The sequence below is a fragment of the Spiroplasma endosymbiont of Andrena trimmerana genome (genome assembly GCF_964019575.1).
Lineage (GTDB): Bacteria > Bacillota_I > Bacilli_A > Mycoplasmatales > VBWQ01 > Spiroplasma_E.
In genome coordinates this window covers 1,575,862-1,596,970 of record NZ_OZ026455.1, presented here as the reverse complement: position 1 = coordinate 1,596,970, position 21,109 = coordinate 1,575,862, and the positions used below count along the sequence as shown (strand labels likewise).

The 21,109-nt window shown below is 22.2% G+C and carries 27 protein-coding genes and 1 pseudogene; 17 read left to right on the top strand and 11 right to left on the bottom strand.

The window, feature by feature from the left end; genetic code table 4:
- Window positions 1–58 precede the first annotated feature (58 nt).
- Window positions 59–1,135 carry an Mbov_0401 family ICE element transposase-like protein gene (locus AACL03_RS09455; RefSeq protein ID WP_422397989.1) on the top strand — a complete coding sequence of 359 codons (1,077 nt, stop codon included), beginning with the start codon at window positions 59–61 and terminating at the stop codon, window positions 1,133–1,135.
- A gap of 223 nt (window positions 1,136–1,358) precedes the next feature.
- On the opposite strand, the gene AACL03_RS09450 is transcribed toward AACL03_RS09455, so the two are convergent.
- From AACL03_RS09450 to AACL03_RS09425, 6 genes are read right to left on the bottom strand one after another with little or no spacing between them, the layout of a single operon-like run.
- Window positions 1,359–3,395 carry a hypothetical protein gene (locus tag AACL03_RS09450; RefSeq protein ID WP_339040136.1) on the bottom strand — a complete coding sequence of 679 codons (2,037 nt, stop codon included), beginning with the start codon at window positions 3,393–3,395 and terminating at the stop codon, window positions 1,359–1,361.
- Window positions 3,340–4,587 carry a hypothetical protein gene (locus tag AACL03_RS09445; protein WP_339040135.1) on the bottom strand — a complete coding sequence of 416 codons (1,248 nt, stop codon included), beginning with the start codon at window positions 4,585–4,587 and terminating at the stop codon, window positions 3,340–3,342. Before AACL03_RS09445 ends, AACL03_RS09450 begins: the two co-directional genes overlap by 56 nt.
- Before the next feature lie 18 nt (window positions 4,588–4,605).
- Window positions 4,606–4,728, bottom strand: coding sequence for a hypothetical protein (locus tag AACL03_RS09440; RefSeq protein WP_255495924.1), 123 nt, complete (start codon window positions 4,726–4,728; stop codon window positions 4,606–4,608).
- Window positions 4,729–4,732: 4 nt separating this feature from the next.
- Entirely contained in the window at window positions 4,733–7,084 is a 2,352-nt protein-coding gene (locus tag AACL03_RS09435; RefSeq protein ID WP_339040134.1) for a hypothetical protein, read from the bottom strand.
- A 3-nt stretch (window positions 7,085–7,087) separates the two neighbouring features.
- Complete coding sequence (locus tag AACL03_RS09430; RefSeq protein ID WP_339040133.1) at window positions 7,088–8,806, bottom strand: hypothetical protein; 1,719 nt, start codon at window positions 8,804–8,806, stop codon at window positions 7,088–7,090.
- 14 nt (window positions 8,807–8,820) lie between these two features.
- Window positions 8,821–10,005: a hypothetical protein gene (locus AACL03_RS09425; RefSeq protein ID WP_339040132.1), complete on the bottom strand. Its 1,185-nt coding sequence runs from the start codon at window positions 10,003–10,005 to the stop codon at window positions 8,821–8,823.
- Window positions 10,006–10,157: 152 nt separating this feature from the next.
- On the opposite strand from AACL03_RS09425, the gene AACL03_RS09420 reads away from it, so the two are divergent.
- Window positions 10,158–11,108, top strand: coding sequence for an IS30 family transposase (locus AACL03_RS09420; protein ID WP_339038665.1), 951 nt, complete (start codon window positions 10,158–10,160; stop codon window positions 11,106–11,108).
- 92 nt (window positions 11,109–11,200) lie between these two features.
- Here the strand turns inward: AACL03_RS09420 and AACL03_RS09415 are convergent, their stop codons facing one another.
- Window positions 11,201–12,019 (bottom strand): Cof-type HAD-IIB family hydrolase, encoded by an 819-nt coding sequence (locus AACL03_RS09415; protein ID WP_252320908.1) that lies wholly within the window; start codon window positions 12,017–12,019, stop codon window positions 11,201–11,203.
- Window positions 12,020–12,774: 755 nt separating this feature from the next.
- On the opposite strand from AACL03_RS09415, the gene AACL03_RS09410 reads away from it, so the two are divergent.
- From AACL03_RS09410 to AACL03_RS09395, 4 genes are all read left to right on the top strand, one after another.
- A complete protein-coding gene (locus tag AACL03_RS09410) occupies window positions 12,775–12,906 on the top strand; it encodes a hypothetical protein (RefSeq protein WP_338956793.1) in 132 nt (43 codons plus the stop codon).
- 12 nt (window positions 12,907–12,918) lie between these two features.
- Window positions 12,919–13,437 (top strand): hypothetical protein, encoded by a 519-nt coding sequence (locus AACL03_RS09405; RefSeq protein ID WP_339040131.1) that lies wholly within the window; start codon window positions 12,919–12,921, stop codon window positions 13,435–13,437.
- A gap of 134 nt (window positions 13,438–13,571) precedes the next feature.
- Entirely contained in the window at window positions 13,572–13,745 is a 174-nt protein-coding gene (locus tag AACL03_RS09400) for a hypothetical protein (RefSeq protein WP_339040130.1), read from the top strand.
- 2 nt (window positions 13,746–13,747) lie between these two features.
- Window positions 13,748–13,888 (top strand): hypothetical protein, encoded by a 141-nt coding sequence (locus AACL03_RS09395; protein ID WP_339040129.1) that lies wholly within the window; start codon window positions 13,748–13,750, stop codon window positions 13,886–13,888.
- On the opposite strand, the gene AACL03_RS09390 is transcribed toward AACL03_RS09395, so the two are convergent.
- Window positions 13,885–14,835 carry an IS30 family transposase gene (locus AACL03_RS09390; protein WP_339038665.1) on the bottom strand — a complete coding sequence of 317 codons (951 nt, stop codon included), beginning with the start codon at window positions 14,833–14,835 and terminating at the stop codon, window positions 13,885–13,887. The genes AACL03_RS09395 and AACL03_RS09390 overlap by 4 nt on opposite strands.
- 40 nt (window positions 14,836–14,875) lie before the next feature.
- Between AACL03_RS09390 and AACL03_RS09385 the strand changes: the two genes are divergently transcribed.
- Genes AACL03_RS09385 through AACL03_RS09335 form a run of 11 tightly spaced genes read left to right on the top strand, consistent with a single transcriptional unit; the run spans window position 14,876 to window position 18,079 of the window.
- The gene (locus tag AACL03_RS09385; RefSeq protein ID WP_339040128.1) at window positions 14,876–15,241 is read left to right on the top strand and encodes a hypothetical protein; all 366 of its coding nucleotides are present in this window, start codon (window positions 14,876–14,878) and stop codon (window positions 15,239–15,241) included.
- Between the two features lie 2 nt (window positions 15,242–15,243).
- Window positions 15,244–15,537 (top strand): hypothetical protein, encoded by a 294-nt coding sequence (locus tag AACL03_RS09380; RefSeq protein ID WP_339040127.1) that lies wholly within the window; start codon window positions 15,244–15,246, stop codon window positions 15,535–15,537.
- Between the two features lie 3 nt (window positions 15,538–15,540).
- Window positions 15,541–15,702, top strand: a complete 162-nt coding sequence (locus AACL03_RS09375; protein WP_338959435.1) for a hypothetical protein — start codon at window positions 15,541–15,543, stop codon at window positions 15,700–15,702.
- A 6-nt stretch (window positions 15,703–15,708) separates the two neighbouring features.
- Window positions 15,709–15,912: a hypothetical protein gene (locus tag AACL03_RS09370; RefSeq protein WP_338959436.1), complete on the top strand. Its 204-nt coding sequence runs from the start codon at window positions 15,709–15,711 to the stop codon at window positions 15,910–15,912.
- Window positions 15,905–16,042 carry a hypothetical protein gene (locus tag AACL03_RS09365; protein ID WP_338959437.1) on the top strand — a complete coding sequence of 46 codons (138 nt, stop codon included), beginning with the start codon at window positions 15,905–15,907 and terminating at the stop codon, window positions 16,040–16,042. The genes AACL03_RS09370 and AACL03_RS09365 overlap by 8 nt, the downstream gene beginning before the upstream one ends.
- Complete coding sequence (locus AACL03_RS09360) at window positions 16,042–16,287, top strand: hypothetical protein (protein ID WP_338959439.1); 246 nt, start codon at window positions 16,042–16,044, stop codon at window positions 16,285–16,287. The genes AACL03_RS09365 and AACL03_RS09360 overlap by 1 nt, the downstream gene beginning before the upstream one ends.
- Window positions 16,288–16,290: 3 nt before the next feature.
- The gene (locus AACL03_RS09355; protein WP_338959441.1) at window positions 16,291–17,118 is read left to right on the top strand and encodes a hypothetical protein; all 828 of its coding nucleotides are present in this window, start codon (window positions 16,291–16,293) and stop codon (window positions 17,116–17,118) included.
- A gap of 15 nt (window positions 17,119–17,133) precedes the next feature.
- Window positions 17,134–17,292 carry a hypothetical protein gene (locus tag AACL03_RS09350; protein ID WP_338959443.1) on the top strand — a complete coding sequence of 53 codons (159 nt, stop codon included), beginning with the start codon at window positions 17,134–17,136 and terminating at the stop codon, window positions 17,290–17,292.
- 40 nt (window positions 17,293–17,332) lie between these two features.
- On the top strand, window positions 17,333–17,521 hold the full coding sequence (locus AACL03_RS09345; protein WP_174481134.1) for a hypothetical protein: 189 nt from the start codon (window positions 17,333–17,335) through the stop codon (window positions 17,519–17,521).
- 1 nt (window position 17,522) lies between these two features.
- Complete coding sequence (locus AACL03_RS09340) at window positions 17,523–17,708, top strand: hypothetical protein (protein ID WP_174480219.1); 186 nt, start codon at window positions 17,523–17,525, stop codon at window positions 17,706–17,708.
- A gap of 17 nt (window positions 17,709–17,725) precedes the next feature.
- Window positions 17,726–18,079, top strand: a complete 354-nt coding sequence (locus AACL03_RS09335; protein WP_339040126.1) for a hypothetical protein — start codon at window positions 17,726–17,728, stop codon at window positions 18,077–18,079.
- Window positions 18,080–18,098: 19 nt separating this feature from the next.
- Here the strand turns inward: AACL03_RS09335 and AACL03_RS09330 are convergent, their stop codons facing one another.
- The 3 genes and pseudogenes from AACL03_RS09330 to AACL03_RS09320 all read right to left on the bottom strand — a co-directional run bounded on the left by AACL03_RS09330 (window position 18,099) and on the right by AACL03_RS09320 (window position 20,949).
- On the bottom strand, window positions 18,099–19,049 hold the full coding sequence (locus AACL03_RS09330; protein WP_339040125.1) for an IS30 family transposase: 951 nt from the start codon (window positions 19,047–19,049) through the stop codon (window positions 18,099–18,101).
- A 208-nt stretch (window positions 19,050–19,257) separates the two neighbouring features.
- Window positions 19,258–19,605 (bottom strand): annotated as a pseudogene (locus AACL03_RS09325) (ISNCY family transposase); the annotation flags it as partial.
- 195 nt (window positions 19,606–19,800) lie between these two features.
- Window positions 19,801–20,949, bottom strand: a complete 1,149-nt coding sequence (locus AACL03_RS09320; RefSeq protein ID WP_339040124.1) for a hypothetical protein — start codon at window positions 20,947–20,949, stop codon at window positions 19,801–19,803.
- Window positions 20,950–21,109 lie beyond the last annotated feature (160 nt).

Below are 21,109 nucleotides of genomic sequence, written 5' to 3'. Positions count from 1 at the left end.
GCACTTACAAGTATAACTCAGCAATTATAAATGAAATTTTAGAGAACAAAGTGCAAAAATTGATAAATTAGTTTTAGAACATATAACAAAAAAATGAGAAAAATGAGATTGAAGAATAAAAAATACAAGAGATAAAAAGAAATATAAAATTGTTGATTATCAATATCGAACAAGAAAAATAATGTATGGATTAGTAACTTATAAAAGAAGAATTTATGAATATTTTGATGAAAAATTACAAAAATGAGTTCGTGTTTGTTTAGTTGATGAATGACTAGAATTACCTAAATATAAAAGAATTGGTGAAGATGTTGAACAAACTATTATTGAATATTTTGCTGATGGAAAAAGATATCATGATATTTGTGCTATTTGTAAAAAAGCAGGTATTAGTGTTAGTACTATTCATAGAGTTTTTAAAAATTTAGAAGTAATTGAAGCAAATCCAGTAAAAGTAAAATTAGAAAAAAATCAACCTATTTTTGTAGCAATTGATGATGGACATCGAAAGTTTTGAGATTTTAAACGTAAAGGTATAAAACACTCTATGAGATTAATAACAACATATACAGATAATATTAATCATAAAGTACAAAATAAAAGAGTAAAAGCAATTATTAGACCAACAAGAACAGCAATTGGAGTTAAAAAAACTGCTGAATTTGTTAAAGAACATTGTCAAAAATTTTATGAAAATGTTGAACAAGCAAAAATAATTATTTGTGGAGATAGTGCTGGATGAATTAAAGATGTAGCAGATTATCTTGGTGCTGAGTTTGTTTTAGATAAATTCCATTTAATTAGAACATTATATCTTGGTATAATGGCGGGAAATAAAGGAAAATATTGAAGTGAATATAATAATTGTAAAGATTTCATTAATAATGGTCAATATGAACAATTAATTGATTATTTATATAAAGAATTAGATAATCATAAAAAGTTAAAAAAACAATATTTTAAAAATAATAAAAAAGGTATTGTTAATCAAGGTGCAAAGTGAAATATTGGTTGTTTTACTGAAACAAATATTTGACATGTTTTAAAAGAAATGATTGTTAATAGAACATATAGTATTTTTATTTATATAAAAATGGTTATTTTTAAATGTAATCAAATAAATTTAAAAACATAATTTTACTTATTTTAAAATAAAAAATTAAAAAAACTTATTAAATTAAAAGTTAATAAGAATTTTTGTTATATATTTATGTTAATTAAATTATTAAAATGTTTTTATAATTTATAAAATTCAGTATTTTAATTGTAATATTTTTAAATTAGTAGTAAGATAAATTTACAATTTCATAAAAATCCAAATTATTTCTTGTCTAAATTTATAATAAGACTATAACGATTTAATTTATTCCGGATTTTTGACAATCTCCCAAAATATTTTCATTATATTTATCAAATAAATTAATATTTTTTAAATTTATTTCTTGTTTATCTGTTACTAAAATTAAATCATAATTACCAGCATCAAACATTCCACTAATTTCAATCCGATTTAAATTATTAATCGTATTTTTGATTTGCAATTCAAATTTACTGTCATTGTCAATTTGTAATATTTCTTTATAAAATTCTAGTTTTGAAAATAATTGTGATTTATTTGAACCATATAAATTTAAAGCATTTTCAATTTTAACTTTATCAATAATTAATCTTGTAAAATATTTACCATATTCTCCATTACCTAATGTTCAATCAGCAGGAATTAATGAAGGAATATTATTGCTTTCTAGTTCATTAGTTATGGATAATCAATTAAATTGGTTATCATCTAATTTGAATAATTCATTTTGACTAATGTCATTGTTTTTTAATTTAATGTTATTCACATCTGTAAAATCAAAATATTCAGATTTTAATAATACTTTTGCATCTTTAAATTCTCAAACTTTTTCAGGTGTAGAATGTATAGGATTTGATTTTAATTCGAAGTAGTAAGGTAATAAAAGTTTATAATCATCATTCATTCCTTTATTTATAGACATTGTTGAATAAATATTACTAGATAACATAATCACTATTTGTTTAAATATTTTTATTTGTTCTAAACTTATATAATTTGGATAATCTAATTTTCATTGTTTAAATAAATTAGTTATAACATCTTCTGGTTTTTGACCTTCAAATTTTGCTCGCATTATATCTAAATCATTTGGAGATTTAGTTGAGTCCAATAATGCACCATCAAAGTTTCTATTATAAGTATATGTATAAGTTAACATATCTAATAATACTTTTTGTAAACTATCAATTGGTGGTCTATCTTTTATTTCTAATTCAACATCATGAAATTTATTTGTTGTAGAAATAAATAAATTATAGTTACCTGCTAAAAATCATGACTCTAATTTTGTATCTTTTAATTCTAGTTCATCAGATAAGGGTCATACTTTTGAATTTTTAGTAACATCATAACCAATTTTAGCATTTGTTACTCTTGCATTATTAATAATTTCTTTTCTTGTTTCAGTACCTCCACCAATAGCAATTAAATCTAAAACTGATTTTTCTTTTCCAATAAATTGTTTTGCTAAATTTCAAGGTAATATTTGTTCACTAAATCATTGTTGTAATATTCTAACTTTTGGTTGAGTTTCAATAGGCATTGATAATAGTGGAAATGCTATCTTATCTTTCACAAATAACTTTGGGTATACTTCCATATTGTCAACTTCACCAAGTACCTTTATATTGCCAAAAATCATGCTTCTAGGAGCTTTAATTTTTAAACCAATTACTTTGGTATCTTTATCTAATGGTTTTTGTAATTTAATAATGATTGGATAACCATCTCTTGTTTTAAAATCTTTAATTTTAATAATAGTTATACTTTTAGTGCTTCTAGTTTTTGGATTTTGATAAGGTTGTGAATAATTATTAATAATATATAAATTATCAATGTTATTTTCAGTTAATGGTTCATTAATAGATACTGCATATAATTTAAATTGATTTAATAAATTTATTTCTTGAAAAATTAAATTTTTAATATCAGTCATACTATATTCAATTGTATTATCATTAATGTTAGTACTTGCTCTTTGATTTAATTGCATAGTAAAATCAGATGTTTCAACTGCAATAGTTTTTAATACTTTATCAATATCAATAAAACCTATTTTAATAGTGTTTGCTGAAAATCTTAAACTATTATTTTCATTGTTTTTAAATAAACGTTCAATTTCATAAATATAAATTGTTCTTTTTTTAAATTCATCATATGCTCTATTAATGTCTGGGTCACTAGTAGCACGCATCATATTAGTAAAGTCATAAGGGATATTATCGATTAAATAATCATTTTCTATTTCTGCTTGATTAAGTTTAGTTTGTTTCTGTTTCTGAGGAAACTTCGTTTGTGGTTTGTTGTTGTTTTCCATTGTTATCTCCTATTAATTGGTTATTTTCGGGGTTAAATAATTTTAATTTAACTGTTAAATTATTAATTTTTTGTTCATCATTAATGTTAAATGTTTTACTATTTAATAAATCTTTATCCATACGTACTAATATTTGAATAAATTTAAGAATATCAATATTAAATTGTCATAATTTTTGTTCAATATAATTAATGGTTGAAATATTAACTGCTGTACTTTCGGGAACTGATTGTTGTGCTGATTTTTTTTGACTTGGAATGTGAATACCACAACGTTTAAATATTTCATTAACATTTCAATCGTATATATCGGTTAAATTTTTACCTTTAAAATTACTATTTGTCATATTGATATTTTCGTTTTGTTCATTATTATCTCCACCACTTTTAAATATGTAGTTTTTAGTAACCAAAGTTCTTACTGCTTCTTCTAATGCTGATTGAACATTACCATAAGTTTGACTAAATATAAATTTAGGTGAGTTTAAAATAGTATCTAAAACAATTTGTTCATAAATAACATCTAGTGCTTTAATTTTATCCATTACTTTTTCACAATCTGCTTGTTCATTTGCTTTATTTCTCATAATTGCTATTGGTATATAATTAATATTTAGTATTTGTTCTTGTTCTAAATTGGGATTATTAATGTATGATTTAAAATCTAATTTATTTTGTTTTTTAGTATCATTAATACTATAAATTGCACGATTAATTGTTACTTGTTCATTGTTTAATGTATAAACTTCAAATAATCTTACAGTTTGTGCATTTTGTTCATAATTATCATAAAAAATAGTACATTGAATTAATTTACCAGTAATATCATAAACTCTTTGTTGTATGTCAACTACTTGAAAATATAAATTATCATTTGCAATATAAATTAAATAACCACTAATTCCTAATTTACTTAATTTAAAAATAGAATTTCAATTTTTTCTATAAAATTCTTGTTGAATTAAATATTGTTTAATGGTTTCATTATTAATTTCTAATGGAGCATTATATAAATTAGCATTATTTTCTGCTACAAAATCAGTAAAATAAGTTTCATGGTTAAAATCATTAAAACCAAAATAATTTAAAATAGAAGCATGTGTACTTTTATTTTTATTAGTTAAAAATTTTAATTTTTCACTTTGATTATCATTAATATTGCTTTTATCTTTTCTTTTAAATAAACTTAACATAATATTCACCACCTTTCTTTAAAATATTTGATTAATTTTTAATATGATTTTTACAATAATAAATATAATTAAACCAGCAGTTGCAGATGATAGAATTACTCCTATTAAACCTAAAATAATTTTTATAATTTTAAAAAACATAATATTATTCCTGTAATTCTTCTAATTTTAAAATTTTTCCATATAAATGTGGATATGGTGCAGTAGTTAAAAATATACTATATATATTTAATTGTAATCAAATATAAATATAATCTTGTGTAATCATACAATTTAAATATTGTGTTGTATTAACATATATAAATTCTGTACATATTCAAGAAGATTTTGTATTATCATTTGTAGGAGTAAAATTATAATAAATACGATATCTTTTATTTTTAATAAAATTATGCTTAATAGTTTTATTATCTTCTTTTGTTCCAACTTCTTTTCATTGTGGAATATTTGGACTTGGTGTTGGATTATTTTTTAATTCAATATCTCAATTATTTTCTTCTATTTCATTTGTTTCTAAACTTTTTGAATTAATTTTAATTGGTTTATCTATATTAATTACACTTGGTGAAGTAATATCTAATGTATCACTAGTAATTTGATAAGTATTTTCTTTTAATTCCTCAAAATTAAATATAGCACCACCATCAATTTCACATTTAATAAATAAACTTCATTTATTAACCTTAGTATAATCAGCATTAAGAATTAAAGAAGCTTCTTTATTATCAATTTTACCAATAATAAGAGTTCACGTACCAGTTCCAACTGCTTGTGCTGATTTAAACAATAACATTAATGGATAACCATTTTGTAATGGTGCAAGTCTTTCTCATGTTATAAATACACGATATGTTTTACCAAGATTAATATCAAAATTACTTCATGTTCTATTATCAACTCTATTTCCTATTACAACTCAATTTTCTTTATCTTTCTTTTTATCAATATTAGTTTTATTTTCATTAATAGCCCCAGCAATAGTTTTATCAGTAGTTTTTAAATTAGGAATTTCTTGACTTAGAGCATTTATTTGAAATGCAATCGGAAATTGTGCTTTTGTATCTTCTAATTTTTTATCTACTTCTTCTTTTTTATAATAATCAGATAAATCTACTTTACCACCAGTAGCACTAATTTTATTATTTTCATCAATAGTTATATTAGTACCAGCAATTAATTTATCTTGTTTTTTATCTAATAAATTATTAGTTTCTAGTTTTGTATAGTAATCACGTTCAGTACTATCTTCTACTATAAATTCAGTTGGTGTACCTTTTCCAATATATTGATATATTTCTTGTATATCACCAATTAAATTAATTTTTCCACGTTCAGGATAAGAATTACCGCCACCACTAAATGTTTTATTTCTATTGTTATAGTAAATAGTTCCAATATTTAAAATATTTTTATTTTGTATTTGTTCTTTATAAGTCATGGAATCAACATTTAACAATTCAAATTCATGAAAAATATTATTTAAATAAATTTTAATTACTTTATAAAATTTCATAAAGTTATTTTCTGTTGAATATTGATAACTGATTTTAATAAAATATCATTTAAATGTTTCTATATTATTATTTTCAACTTTTTTTCATAAGGGACTAGTTTCAATATTAAATCAATTATTTTTAACATCATTAATATTTTCATTTGCTTTAATTAATTCATTATTTAATTTGGTAATTTCATTTTCATTTGTAGTAATTCGTTTTTGTTGTTTAGCAGAAAAATCACAAGTTGGTGCATGTGTATAATCACCAATTTGTGGATTATTTTGTAATGCTTCGGGTGGTAATGTTCCAATTTCATCAGGTCAATCTAAAATCATTGTTTCAGTTTCTTTATCATAATCTGTTGCAACATAACCTTTATTAACAAATTTACTAACAGGACCTCTGTATATTTCATTTTCATTATCATCAACTAAATCATCATATAATTTAATTTGTTTTGATAATGTAAATTCTTTTTGTTGTTCAATTAATTCATCAACTTGATTTCTAGTATAAAATGCTTTTAAGTCAATTTTTTCAACATCTATTTCATCATCATTATAACTTGAAAATATTTGTTTTAATTCTGTTAATCTTGCTCATATTTTCATTCTACTAGGTGCTAAATCTCAAACATTAATTGTAGGAGTACTATTTGCACTAAATTGACTACCATTATTAAATTGAATAGTAGCATCAACATTAAATTCAATTGGTGTACGATTAAATACTCAATGTTCAACCATTACATAAACCATATCTCTTAATGTTTCTTTAATTAACTCATCTTTAAAACTATCAAAAGGAAATTTAGATAAAATAAAATCAAGATAAGCATTAATATCATTTTGAGCACGAATAGCAAAAGTTTTAAATCAATCATTAACATTAGGTCATGTTTGTATATATTGCTGTGGTGTTTTTGTAATTATTCCAGTTAATGGATATCAGTTATTATAATTTTCAAGACTGACATCAGTTCAAAGTTTATTAATCATAATTTATCATTCCTTAAAAAATGCTTGTTTATAATGATGAGTATGTTTTTTTGTTTTTTTATGTGTTATATGTTCAATTTCTTTTTGTATTTTATTTTTGCCTTTTTTTAATTTTTTCTTACTTTTTGCTACAACTTGACTATATGCAAACTTTTCTAAATGATGTAATAATCCAGTACCAAATAAAGTATTTACTGAAAATTTTAAACCAACATTTTTAAATGATTTGTTAATATTTTCAATAGGATTATTAATAACATTTACTACTTTATGATAAGTTCTTATTATTCTAAATATTTCTCTATATACTTTAAAACTATCTCTAATTATTTGTTGCACCACTGGTGGAGCAAATGCTATTGCTTTTAATCATTTATTACGATTAATACCATAACCCATGTATCAACCACTATATCAACGATATCAATGAAATGGATGTATTTGAGTAACAAAAGTTTCTGCTTTAAGAATACTATCAACAACTGTAATTGGTTTATATTTAGGATTGCGATGATAAATAGTAATTGCACATTTATCTAATGATAAAGGTTGAATTTTACAACCCATAAATACTGGTGAATTTAATGGAATTAATTGTGCATGTTTAATTGCTCTTTTTTCTGCACTAGTAAATAAATCAGTTGCTTTTTGTTTTAATTTATTAATTTTTTCAAATGCTTGTTTTTCTAACTTTTCAAATTTTTCTTGTAATTTATATATACTTTCTCTTATTTTTTCAAAATATGGTGTATCTTTTCAAAATTTATTTAAACCTTTTTTTAAATAAAATCTAATATCAAAATATTTAAAACTTTGATTTGCTTTTAAAACAAGTTTATGAATAACATTATTTTTAAAATCAAATTTAATAGCATTAGCACGAATTTTTTGTAAATCCAAAATTAAAGTTTTTCCATATCTATTTTCTGTGTGTATTGTATGAACTAAATTTAATCAATCATGTTGGTTCATAGATAATACTTTTTTTAAATCAGTATTATATTTTTTTAAAAAATTATTTGCTTTTTCAATATCTTTGATTTTAAATTTAGGAGTTAATTGTGGACTTAATTTTATTAATGTATTTTGTAATAATAAGTAATCTTTTAACTCCTGTGCTTCTAGTTTTTGAAAATTATTTTTAAATTGTCTTTCTGCAACAAATCCTAAATTTTGAATTATTGTTTCACGATTAGGAGCAAAACTATAATTAAATAAGTAACGATTATTACCAATAATTTTATCTGTTAAAATTTCTTTTCCACCTACTTGACTAATAATTTCTTGTAAGTTTTTTACTTCTTTAATACCAACTTGTTCTAATGTTTTAGTTTTTTGTGCTAATTTAATAAATTTAGTTGTACGATAACCACGACTAATTTTATTCAGTCCAGCAAATGCAGGTAGTATATTAAAGAAAGTATTTAATTTTGTTACATTTCCTTTTAAATAATCATAAACTTGATTAATAGTAAAATCAGTTAAAAATTCTACACCAACAGCACTAATACTAGCAACTAAATCACTTGCACCTAATCCAAGGGCTACGCTTTCACTTAATCCACCAGTAAAAGGAGCAAGTGCTACTGCTATTACTTGTACACCAATCATTTCTAAAATTTCTCATCAAAAACTTTTATTTTCTTGTTGTTTACTTATTCTAGTATGTTTGGGTTTATTTATGTTTAAAAGTATTGCTGTATTAGTTGTACCGATTGGCATGGTATTAATTTCCTTTATTTAAGAGTTATTTTAATTTGATTTGTTGTTCCTTTATAATTTAAGTCATTAACATTTGCAGTAATAGTTATATATAAGTCACCGGCTTTTTGTTTTTGATTACTTACATTAGTTTTTCCTTGTGCATCACTAAAATATTTAATAGTTGGATTTGTTAAATTTGGATTTAATGATTTAAGTTCATTAGTACTTTTTATTTGTGTATTTAATTCACTATTATTGTTATTAACATTTGCAGTAATATCAATTGTTAAACTTGTAATTTTAGTTTTTAAATCAGTTTTTTCTGTTTTAATAACTCCACATAACATTCATCTTGATGTTGTTTCATTATTAGAAATATATGGTATTGCTTCTCCAACAACTTCACCACCAACTTTATATGCTCTTCCTGCTTTATCATCTTTAATAAAATCTACATAAATAACTGTATTTTCTATCATGTATCTTTTCATTGCTCTTGGTGTTGCTAAAATAAAGGTCATTAATTGTTGTTCATTTTTATCATTAGTAAAAACCATATAGTCATCAAGAACGATTTCACATAATACACCTTTTACATATAAATTATTTCCATTTAAACGTAATTGTTGTGCCAACTGATTATCAGTAATTAAACCTTTATTATCTGCTAAATAAACTAAACTATCATAAAGACCATTAGTAATAAAAAATTTACTATTTGCAATATTTCTAAATTGAAACAAAGTATTTCAAGCAGATAACATTGATTTTAAATAGCCTACTGGTGTTGTATCTTCAATATCGATTTTAGTAGCAAATTTTGCAATTGCTTGTGTATCATCAATTGCCAATTTATCTGCTAAATCATTTGCAACTTCATATTGCATACTATCTAATAAATTTTGACCATTATTTGCTTTTAAATCTACATCTGCAATAATTTCTCCTGCAAGATATTTTTTAGTTATTTTTTTACTAATTTTATCTGTATCAACATATGGTAATTCATATCTTTTACTTTTATCATCTCAAGCAATAATTTTTACTTCTGGTTTTTTTGGTTTTTTAACAATAAACTCAATATTTACTGAGTCAACAATTTCAGTAGGGAAAAAGTTTGCCCATGGACTATTTGAAATTTTAAAAAACTCTATAAATTCTGGTGCTTCTACTAATCTCTCTGTATTGTCTAAATTTTGATTAAATGGTACTGACATTTTATTTCTTCCTTTCGTTTATAAATAATTTTTCTTTTTATAATTAATGCTGAGTTATACTTGTAAGTGCAAGTAAATAAAATTGCAAAAAATTCTCATATAAAAATTTCATAATGCTAAATTTAGTTTAGAAAAAAGTAAGGAGTTTTTATATGAGTTATAAACATCTTGGCATAGATGAAAGAATTTATATTGAGAATCAATTGAAATTTAAATTTAAAATTAGTGAAATAGCTAAAAATCTTAATCGAAGTATTAGTACTATTATTCGAGAAATTAATAGAAATAAAGATAATAATCATTATTTTTCATTAATTGCACAAAATAAAGCTGAAAATCGAAAACAATCACATATTAGTTTTCATAAGTTTAAAAATAAGAATTTAGTAAAATATGTACAACAAAAATTACTATTAGGTTGATCACCTGAACAAATTTATGGCAGAATTAAAAATTTTCATAAAGAATGAGTTATTAGTTTTAAAACAATTTATACTTGAATTTATTTTGGAATGCTTGATAAAGTTACTAGTAAAAATTTAAGAAGAAAAGGTAAAAAACGAAAATCTAAAGAAAATCGTGGCAAGTTTAATGGTAAATCAATTAAAGAACGAGATATAAATGTTAATGATCGTATAACACTTGGTCATTGAGAAGGAGATACTATAGTATCATCACGAGGTAAAAGCAAATCATGTTTAATAACTTTAGTTGAAAGAGTATCACGATTTACTTTAGCAATATTAGTTAAAAACAGAACTACTAAAGTTATTAATAAAAATGTCAGTTATTATTTATCAATTCTTCCTAAAAACATTGTTAAAACTATTACTTTTGATCGTGGCAAAGAATTTTCAAATTGACAACAACTTGAAAAAAATTTAGATGTAAAAATTTATTTTGCCAATCCATATTCACCTTGACAAAGAGGTACTAATGAAAATACTAATGGTTTAATTAGAGAAAAATTTCCTAAAAAATTTATTTTTTCAAAAACTAATAAAAATGAAGTTCATAAATTTATATTGTCTTTAAATCAAAAACCGAGAAAAATACTAAATTATCTTTCACCAATCGAATATTTGGATAGAAAAATAATTTAGTTGCACTTACCTTTACAATTTAGCTTATAATATATTTTAATTATTAGTGTGTTAATAAACTATAAGAGTATATTTTTAAAAATATTAAGTTTTTATTTTTTAAAAACATAATTATTAATAATATATCCAACTCCATGTTCATCATTATTTGGAGCAATAGTTTTACCATATGGTTTTAAAGCAATATTAGCATTTTCCATTACTATTGGATGACCAGATACTTCAAACATTGGTAAATCATTAAATCCATCACCAATCGTTAATGCATCTTTAGTGTCAATATTTAAATGATTACATAATCATTGTAGTGCTGAACCTTTATTAATGTTTTTATTACCAATTGAAAAAACATTTGTATGATATTGAACAATTGTTAAATCCGGAAAGTTAGTTTCAAAATTATTAATGAATTTTGTAATTTCATTAGCCTTTCAATATTTTTCTAAAATAACCATTACTTTTGAAATTGGCATTTTAATATCAGTACTATTAGTTAACTTAATAATTTTAATTTGCAGATTTTCAACTCATGTACTTCAACTATTAGCCGCATGGTTAACATACAAAGTATCAATACTATTAAAATGTAAAATCATTTGTTTATTATATTTGGTTAATCATTCATAAAGTTTAATTGTTGTTTCTGAATTTAATTGTTGTAAATAAATTCATTTTTGTTTAGTATATGATCAAATTTCAGCGCCATCATTACCAATAATATAACCATCATATTTTTCAGCATTAATCATTTTACCAACACGAATAGCATTTTCACCATATCTACCTGTATTAATTACAACTTTAATATTATTTTTTTGAGCTTTTAAACAAGCATTAAGATTAATTTCACTTAAGGCACTGCCACTATCAAATAAAGTACCATCTACATCAGTAAAAATTATTTTTACCATCAATCATTTCCTGCTTTCTTTTTTCTATTATTTTATTAATATTATAAAGATAAAATAATAAAATACTATATATTTCCATAGAAAATTGGGCGGTTGTCAAAGTTACGAAATAATTTATTATCATATTAGTAACTTATTTCCAAAAATGAATTATTTGAAAAATAATGAAAATTAGACAAAATTACTCTCTTTTCTTAAAACATTAAATTTATATTTTATATTCGACGTATTTAAAAAAAATAAAATATACATTTTGTAAGTTAAATTAAAATTATCAACAAGGAAAAAGACAAGAAATAATCTTGTCTTTTTTTGTAATTGTAAAATTTTAAAATTTTTAATAACAATCTTTAACACTATTATCAACACGTGTTAGGGAACTAAAAAAGTGAACTACAACACAGTTGTTAAAAATAGTAGCTAAAACATGTGGACTTGCATGGATAAATAAAAAGTGGAGTGATACCTAATAAAATATACTAACCATTAATGGTAATTCTTGGGGTGGGAGCGAATTGGAAACTAGTATATATAGACCTGTTGTAGGGACCCATTGTATTAATTCTATTCTTTATTTAACCAACCTTGCCACTCCCCAGTGAGCAAGTGTTGGTTTTATTTTTTATTTTTTTTGAAAAATTTTTTTGGGCGAGAAAATAAATTTCAAACTTGTAAAAAAAATTGAGCGGTGCCGGTTCAATTAAAATATTAATTTATTAAACATAAATTAAATAAATATTGAATCGAATGCCTCAATGTTTTTTAAAATTTCACAATTTATTTTTGAGCCCAGTTTTCATGGAATGAATAAAACGAATAGTAGTAGTATTAATAATCTAAACATCAAAATATATGTTCTTTATGCTAGAAGCAACAGAACATATTAGGAAAGGATTATTATGCAAATAGAATTTAAAAAAGAACAAATTGTTAAAGATAAACCACAATCTATTCTTATTGATTATGGTGAATATAAATTACAATGTCCAAAATGAATGGTTAAAAATAATAGTTTTATTGCTGATGATAAATATACATATTGAGTTTTTAATTTAGAAAATATTAAAAGAGAATTAAGTGGTAATGAATTAATAAAATTATTAGAACCATATATTAAAGACCAAAAAATAACTGTTAATAAACCAACTGCTCCAAAAGAATATTATCTTAATGATATAAAACTTGAACCATTAAAATTTTATGAACAGCATAATAGTTGATTTATCGGTGAAATAACAGATAACAAAACTAAAATTACTAATCCTTGTTTTAAATATAACATTACGTGAGAAGAAAACAGAAAAGGTTTTAAAATAAATAATCCATATAAACATGATGATTTACCAATTAATTATTTAGTTACTTCTTATAAGGAAATTTCAACTCATAATGAAAAAGTATTTTTGTTGAACATGTAAACAACATAAATTAGATTATTTATTCTTTAATACTAATGATATAAAAACAAGAAAATATTTTTTAAGAGATAAAAATAGTAAAGCAATTTGTTATGACTGTATTTTAAATATTAGGTTAAGTAGGAGGTATAAATATGAATAAAGAAAAACCATTTTCTTATAAAGACCAAGAAATTATTAATGAATATAAAGAAAAATTAATTACATATTTAGAAAATAAAATTAAAAATGATGGATATAGAAGTGCAAATAATGATTCAATATATTATTCATTAATTCAAAAAATAAATAATGGTGAGTTTGATTAATAATGCAATATGACTTAATTATTGGAATTGACCCCGCTGGAATTGTTATATATTCACATGAAACTAATAATATTACTTTTAATGAAACATTCAAAACTAAAACAGTTTTAGAAAGGCTAAATTGTAAAGGTAAGTGCAACTAAATTATTTTTCTATCCAAATATTCGATTGGTGAAAGATAATTTAGTATTTTTCTCGGTTTTTGATTTAAAGACAATATAAATTTATGAACTTCATTTTTATTAGTTTTTGAAAAAATAAATTTTTTAGGAAATTTTTCTCTAATTAAACCATTAGTATTTTCATTAGTACCTCTTTGTCAAGGTGAATATGGATTGGCAAAATAAATTTTTACATCTAAATTTTTTTCAAGTTGTTGTCAATTTGAAAATTCTTTGCCACGATCAAAAGTAATAGTTTTAACAATGTTTTTAGGAAGAATTGATAAATAATAACTGACATTTTTATTAATAACTTTAGTAGTTCTGTTTTTAACTAATATTGCTAAAGTAAATCGTGATACTCTTTCAACTAAAGTTATTAAACATGATTTGCTTTTACCTCGTGATGATACTATAGTATCTCCTTCTCAATGACCAAGTGTTATACGATCATTAACATTTATATCTCGTTCTTTAATTGATTTACCATTAAACTTGCCACGATTTTCTTTAGATTTTCGTTTTTTACCTTTTCTTCTTAAATTTTTACTAGTAACTTTATCAAGCATTCCAAAATAAATTCAAGTATAAATTGTTTTAAAACTAATAACTCATTCTTTATGAAAATTTTTAATTCTGCCATAAATTTGTTCAGGTGATCAACCTAATAGTAATTTTTGTTGTACATATTTTACTAAATTCTTATTTTTAAACTTATGAAAACTAATATGTGATTGTTTTCGATTTTCAGCTTTATTTTGTGCAATTAATGAAAAATAATGATTATTATCTTTATTTCTATTAATTTCTCGAATAATAGTACTAATACTTCGATTAAGATTTTTAGCTATTTCACTAATTTTAAATTTAAATTTCAATTGATTCTCAATATAAATTCTTTCATCTATGCCAAGATGTTTATAACTCATATAAAAACTCCTTACTTTTTTCTAAACTAAATTTAGCATTATGAAATTTTTATATGAGAATTTTTTGCAATTTTATTTACTTGCACTTACAAGTATAACTCAGCAAAGTAAAAATATATATAAAGAATATTTTAAATTAATTAAAAAACAATTTATTAATCAAAAAATATTAGTTATTGTAGAAAATTTCTTTTTAAGCTCAAAACAATTATTAACTAATCCATTAGCAACACCTAAGATTATTGGTGCATTAATGGTATTAGTACAAGATGTTATGAATTGAGATTATTTAGAAAGTGAACCAAAAAATAAAACTAAAATAGAAAATTATAAAGGAAATATAAAATTAACAAAACATGAACAAGATGCATATAAGCATATTCAATATTATTTAAGGAAATTATAAACATGAAAGATAAAGCAAATTATGTCAAATTAACAGTAAAACTGAGTAACACTATTGAAGCAAAATATTACGAAAAAGGTAATAAAGAATTATATTATAGTGTTCGTGGACAATGAAATGGTTTAAACTATGTTACTTTAATTTTTAACAACCCAAAATTTTATAGACGATGTATTTTATTAAACAAAAATGATGAAATTTTAGTAACTGGTGAAATCTTTAATAATTGAAATATGAATATAAATCGTGCATTTTGTTCAATTAATGTTAAATGATTTAAAAAATGAAAAGAGTAAAAAATGATATTATGAAAAATTTTATTAATAGTACCAATATTAATAACAATTATAACATTAATAATATTTTTAATATTTATTATTAAAGAATTAAAAAATGAATATAAAGTATTGAAAATATTAAGTGAAATTTCTAATCAAATTGAAAATAAGGATAATAAATAATAAATAATGAATAATCATGAAAATTGTATTAATAAAGAAAAAATAATTAAGATTATTGAAGACCGTATAATATGACTTAAAAATGAAATAACTAATGTTAAATCTTTTAAACAAATAGAATTTTATATATGAGAAGAAATATGTTTAAAAGATTTTTTAATTAAAATAAAAAACAAAAATATTGAAATTGGTGAATTTGATAATGAATAAAGAAAAATTACTTAAATATATGAAAGATATAATTAAATGAACTAAAAAAATTAATTATACAAACTCTCATTTTGACAAAAATATTTTAAATTTATTAATTGAAAAAATAGAAAAAGGTGAATTTGACTAATGATTATCTTACCTACTTTGTTTGAAAATAAAGATGAAATTGAAATATTATCACCATTTCCAAAAGAAATTCATACAAGTAATGATATTAGAGCAATTATTTTAAGACAATACCCAAATGTTAAATCAAAACACATAATTGTTTCTGACCCCGAAAGTAATGTTGCATTAATAGTTGGTGATAATGATGTTTATCAAGGTTGAATTAAAGTAACAGTTAAAAAATTAGAAATTAAAGGAGAATAGAAAATGCCAAGTATAGAAAATCAATCAAATTATACTTTAACTAAATTAATTAGAACTGGAATAAGTCCAATTTGTGCAATGATTGGTACAAGTGCTTATTATGGTCAAGTAATAGATAATCCATTATTAGGTTCAATTAATAGTTTATTATTTGGTAAAAAATTAGGTTTAGATATTTGAAATTTAAATCAAAGACCAAATACAAAAACTAAATTAATTAATAGTAGTAAAAAAATACTATTAGGTTTAGGAATAATTGGTTTAGCAAATTATAGTAAATGAACTGAAAATAATATTAATCCTATTATTCCAACAACACCAACTCCAATAACTACTACAACTACAACTGAGGGTCCTCCATGATTATTATTAAATAAGCAAGAAAATCAGTCATTAATGGATTGAGATACTTATATTTCATTAAATGCTTATGGTATATCAAATCTTATTAATGGATTAACGGAGTTAGTACCTAATAAATTTGAAACAATAAGAAAGATTTGTAATATGGCTACTGGTGGATGTTTAATATCAAGTGGTGTTGCTATGGGTATTAATAATGATTTTAATAATGCTTATGCAGTACCTACCATAATTGCTGGTGCAAGTGAAATTATCCATAATTTAATACCTATGGAAACTACAAATCATAATGAAGAAATGCAAGAAACATCATTTAATGATGAAACTGCAAGATTAATTAATGACAATAGATTTACTATTAATAGTGAAACTGCAAGTCAATATTATGGTAGTGATAATATGAGCGAAGTACCATTAAATAATGATAATGCTTCATTAAATTGAGATTACAATCACATGAGTTTATAAGGGAGGTGAAAAGCAATGAATAAAGAAAAAATTATTGAATATTATAATAATGAAATTCAGACATATAAAGAAAGATTGGAACAATTAAATAAAGAAATATCTGTATTAGTAAAAATTATAAGTAATTCACAGTCAATGATTGAAAGAATTAATGGTGGTCAATTTGATGAATAATTAAAAATTAAAAATAAATAGTTGAAAGGAAAATATTGAAATGAAAGAATTTTTACATGAATTAATAATTATTGGAACAAGTGTTGGAACATTAATTTGCAGAGAAATTATTGTTTTATTAAAAAGATTTATCACAACTCCAAAACATGTTAGAGCAAATAACAAAATTATAAAACATCAAAAAAAATTAGCAAAATTAAATGAAAAAATTAATAAAGGAGAAAAATAATATGACAAAAATTGAATTTAATGAAAAATATAGAAAACAAGATATCAGTATTGATAGAGATTTTGATTTACATATTGATAATTGTTTTAAATTTTCTGATATCAATACATTAGAAAATGCTGTTAATGATTATAAAAAACTAATAAGTGAAATGCCACAATTAGTTAAAGATTGATTACTGGGATAAGATTAGGAGAATGTTAAATGTTAGAAAATGAAGATAATGTTCAACAAACAACTGAACCTTTAACTGAAAATAATGCTCAACAAGAAATAGAAAATAAAGTTAATGAAGCAGAAAATAAGTTAAATAAACTTAATCAAGAAATTAAAGAAAAAGAAATGATTAATATATTTAAAAAATATCAAGTTAAAACTGAATTTTATGATTATTTAAAATTTAAAACTAATAATTTAGAAAATTCAAAAATTGAAGAAACTATTAAAAAAATGATTAAAGAACAACCAGTATTTAAAGAAACAATTAATACAGGTGGCAATAAACAAATAATTATTAATAATAAACCAAATGATAAAGAAAATTTTTTAATTAGCTAAATTGTAAAGGTAAGTGCAACTAAATTATTTTTCTATCCAAATATTCGATTGGTGAAAGATAATTTAGTATTTTTCTCGGTTTTTGATTTAAAGACAATATAAATTTATGAACTTCATTTTTATTAGTTTTTGAAAAAATAAATTTTTTAGGAAATTTTTCTCTAATTAAACCATTAGTATTTTCATTAGTACCTCTTTGTCAAGGTGAATATGGATTGGCAAAATAAATTTTTACATCTAAATTTTTTTCAAGTTGTTGTCAATTTGAAAATTCTTTGCCACGATCAAAAGTAATAGTTTTAACAATGTTTTTAGGAAGAATTGATAAATAATAACTGACATTTTTATTAATAACTTTAGTAGTTCTGTTTTTAACTAATATTGCTAAAGTAAATCGTGATACTCTTTCAACTAAAGTTATTAAACATGATTTGCTTTTACCTCGTGATGATACTATAGTATCTCCTTCTCAATGATCAAGTGTTATACGATCATTAACATTTATATCTCGTTCTTTAATTGATTTACCATTAAACTTGCCACGATTTTCTTTAGATTTTCGTTTTTTACCTTTTCTTCTTAAATTTTTACTAGTAACTTTATCAAGCATTCCAAAATAAATTCAAGTATAAATTGTTTTAAAACTAATAACTCATTCTTTATGAAAATTTTTAATTCTGCCATAAATTTGTTCAGGTGATCAACCTAATAGTAATTTTTGTTGTACATATTTTACTAAATTCTTATTTTTAAACTTATGAAAACTAATATGTGATTGTTTTCGATTTTCAGCTTTATTTTGTGCAATTAATGAAAAATAATGATTATTATCTTTATTTCTATTAATTTCTCGAATAATAGTACTAATACTTCGATTAAGATTTTTAGCTATTTCACTAATTTTAAATTTAAATTTCAATTGATTCTCAATATAAATTCTTTCATCTATGCCAAGATGTTTATAACTCATATAAAAACTCCTTACTTTTTTCTAAACTAAATTTAGCATTATGAAATTTTTATATGAGAATTTTTTGCAATTTTATTTACTTGCACTTACAAGTATAACTCAGCACTCATATAAAAACTCCTTACTTTTTTCTAAACTAAATTTAGCATTATGAAATTTTTATATGAGAATTTTTTGCAATTTTATTTACTTGCACTTACAAGTATAACTCAGCAATTAATATAGTATAAAGTGTACTATATGAAATTTTAATTTTTTCTTCATTGTTTAATTTCTCATGGAAATGTTGAAAATTAAAATTATAATATTTGGTTTTATATAAATTTATAATCTTAATTTTGATTTCAAAATTTGTTGTTTTATTAGAAATTTTATTTCGGGATTTATGAATAAAACCAACTTTACCTTCTCTATTGAAAATTTGAATTAATTGGTTAATTCTTCTAATAGTTAGGTTAAGTTTATTCTTAGCTTGATGTTTAGATAATTTATTAATAATAATGTCATTTATAATATTAAACTTATATTTTTCTTTCATAGTCATGCTTCTTTCCATATTTATCACCAAGTATATTTAACTTTACTTTTGGGAAATTTTCACTCGATAACTAATAGGAAATTATCACTAAATAATGACAAAGTAAGTATTATTGTGACTAATATTTTTGAAGTGTTAAGATTAACTTACAATTGCATATTGAAGTCTAAATTATTCTCGTCTAAACTTATAATTTAAAGACAAATTTGAATATTATTGACAACATCGGTATGCTCCCAAATAGAGTGCTTGGATTTGTACTTTAGTAAATGATGGAATTTGAATTGGAATTAATGATCGTATTTGTTTAATTGTGAGTGCTTGTATTTGTTTACTTGTAAAAGATGTTATTTGTTTTATTGAGAAATATGGAATTTGTTCTTGTGTAAATGCTTGTATTTGTTTTTCTGTAAATGAAATTATCTGTTTTTCAGTAAATACTTTTATTTGTTCTTGTGTAAAACTTTGCATTTGTTCTTGTGTAAATGCTTGTATTTGTTTTTCTGTAAATACTTTTATTTGTTCTTTTGTAAACGCTTGTATTTGTTCTGTTGTAAATGCTTGAATTTGATTTTCTGTGAAATATGGTATTTGTTCAGTAGTGAATGTTGTTATTTGTTTTTCAGTAAAAGTTACTATTTGTTCTTTTGTAAAACTTTTAATTTCATCTTTTTTAAATAGTGGAATAGGTATTTCTTTATGATTTAAAATATAATCAGTGTGTTCTTTATTAACGTAGTTTATTAGACAACATGTTTTAAGAATTTTTTCAAATTCTGGTTTATTATTTATTATTTTTCTTGTTTCATTTAATTGTTTACCTATAAAATTTAAAGGTTCTTCATTGTAGGGTTTTAATTTTCTAACTTCAAACTCTTCTTGATAAATATTGTGATAGTCTTGTAAGTCACTTGAATCCATAATTCTTGCTTGTCCAATAATATATTTTAAAGGGTTACTATCAAAAAACATAGATTCAGCGGCAAATCCAGCTAAATCAATTCGTAATAAGGTATATAAGTCATTATCACTTATATTTTTAATTTGATTTAAAGGTATAAACTGATCAGATATTGTTCTTCCAAGGTATTGGAAATCTGAAGTGATAGATTCTAACTTTTGAAATTTGTTTTTAAATTTAGAATCTAAAATAATTGTTGTATGTCCTGCTTCATGAATACAAGTAATGTCTTGATCATTAGATTGTGTACAATCTGCAATAGATATATTTTTAGGTTTTCAATCTTTAATAGTTTCTTTATTATAAATTGTTTTAGCATTAGTATTTTGTAGTTGATTATTAAAAACTGGTGTGATTAATAATCATAGTTTAAATCAATAGTTTGGATTAAAATATTTCATAATTTTTGTACTCTTTCTTTTAAAAAAATAAAAAACCCACATACTTTAAAAATAAAGTAATGAGTTAAAACTATAAGTTTAGTTTATGATTATTTTTATAACAAATTTTATAATTTTTGCATACAATATGATTTATTTTTTGATTTAGAACTTTAATGTT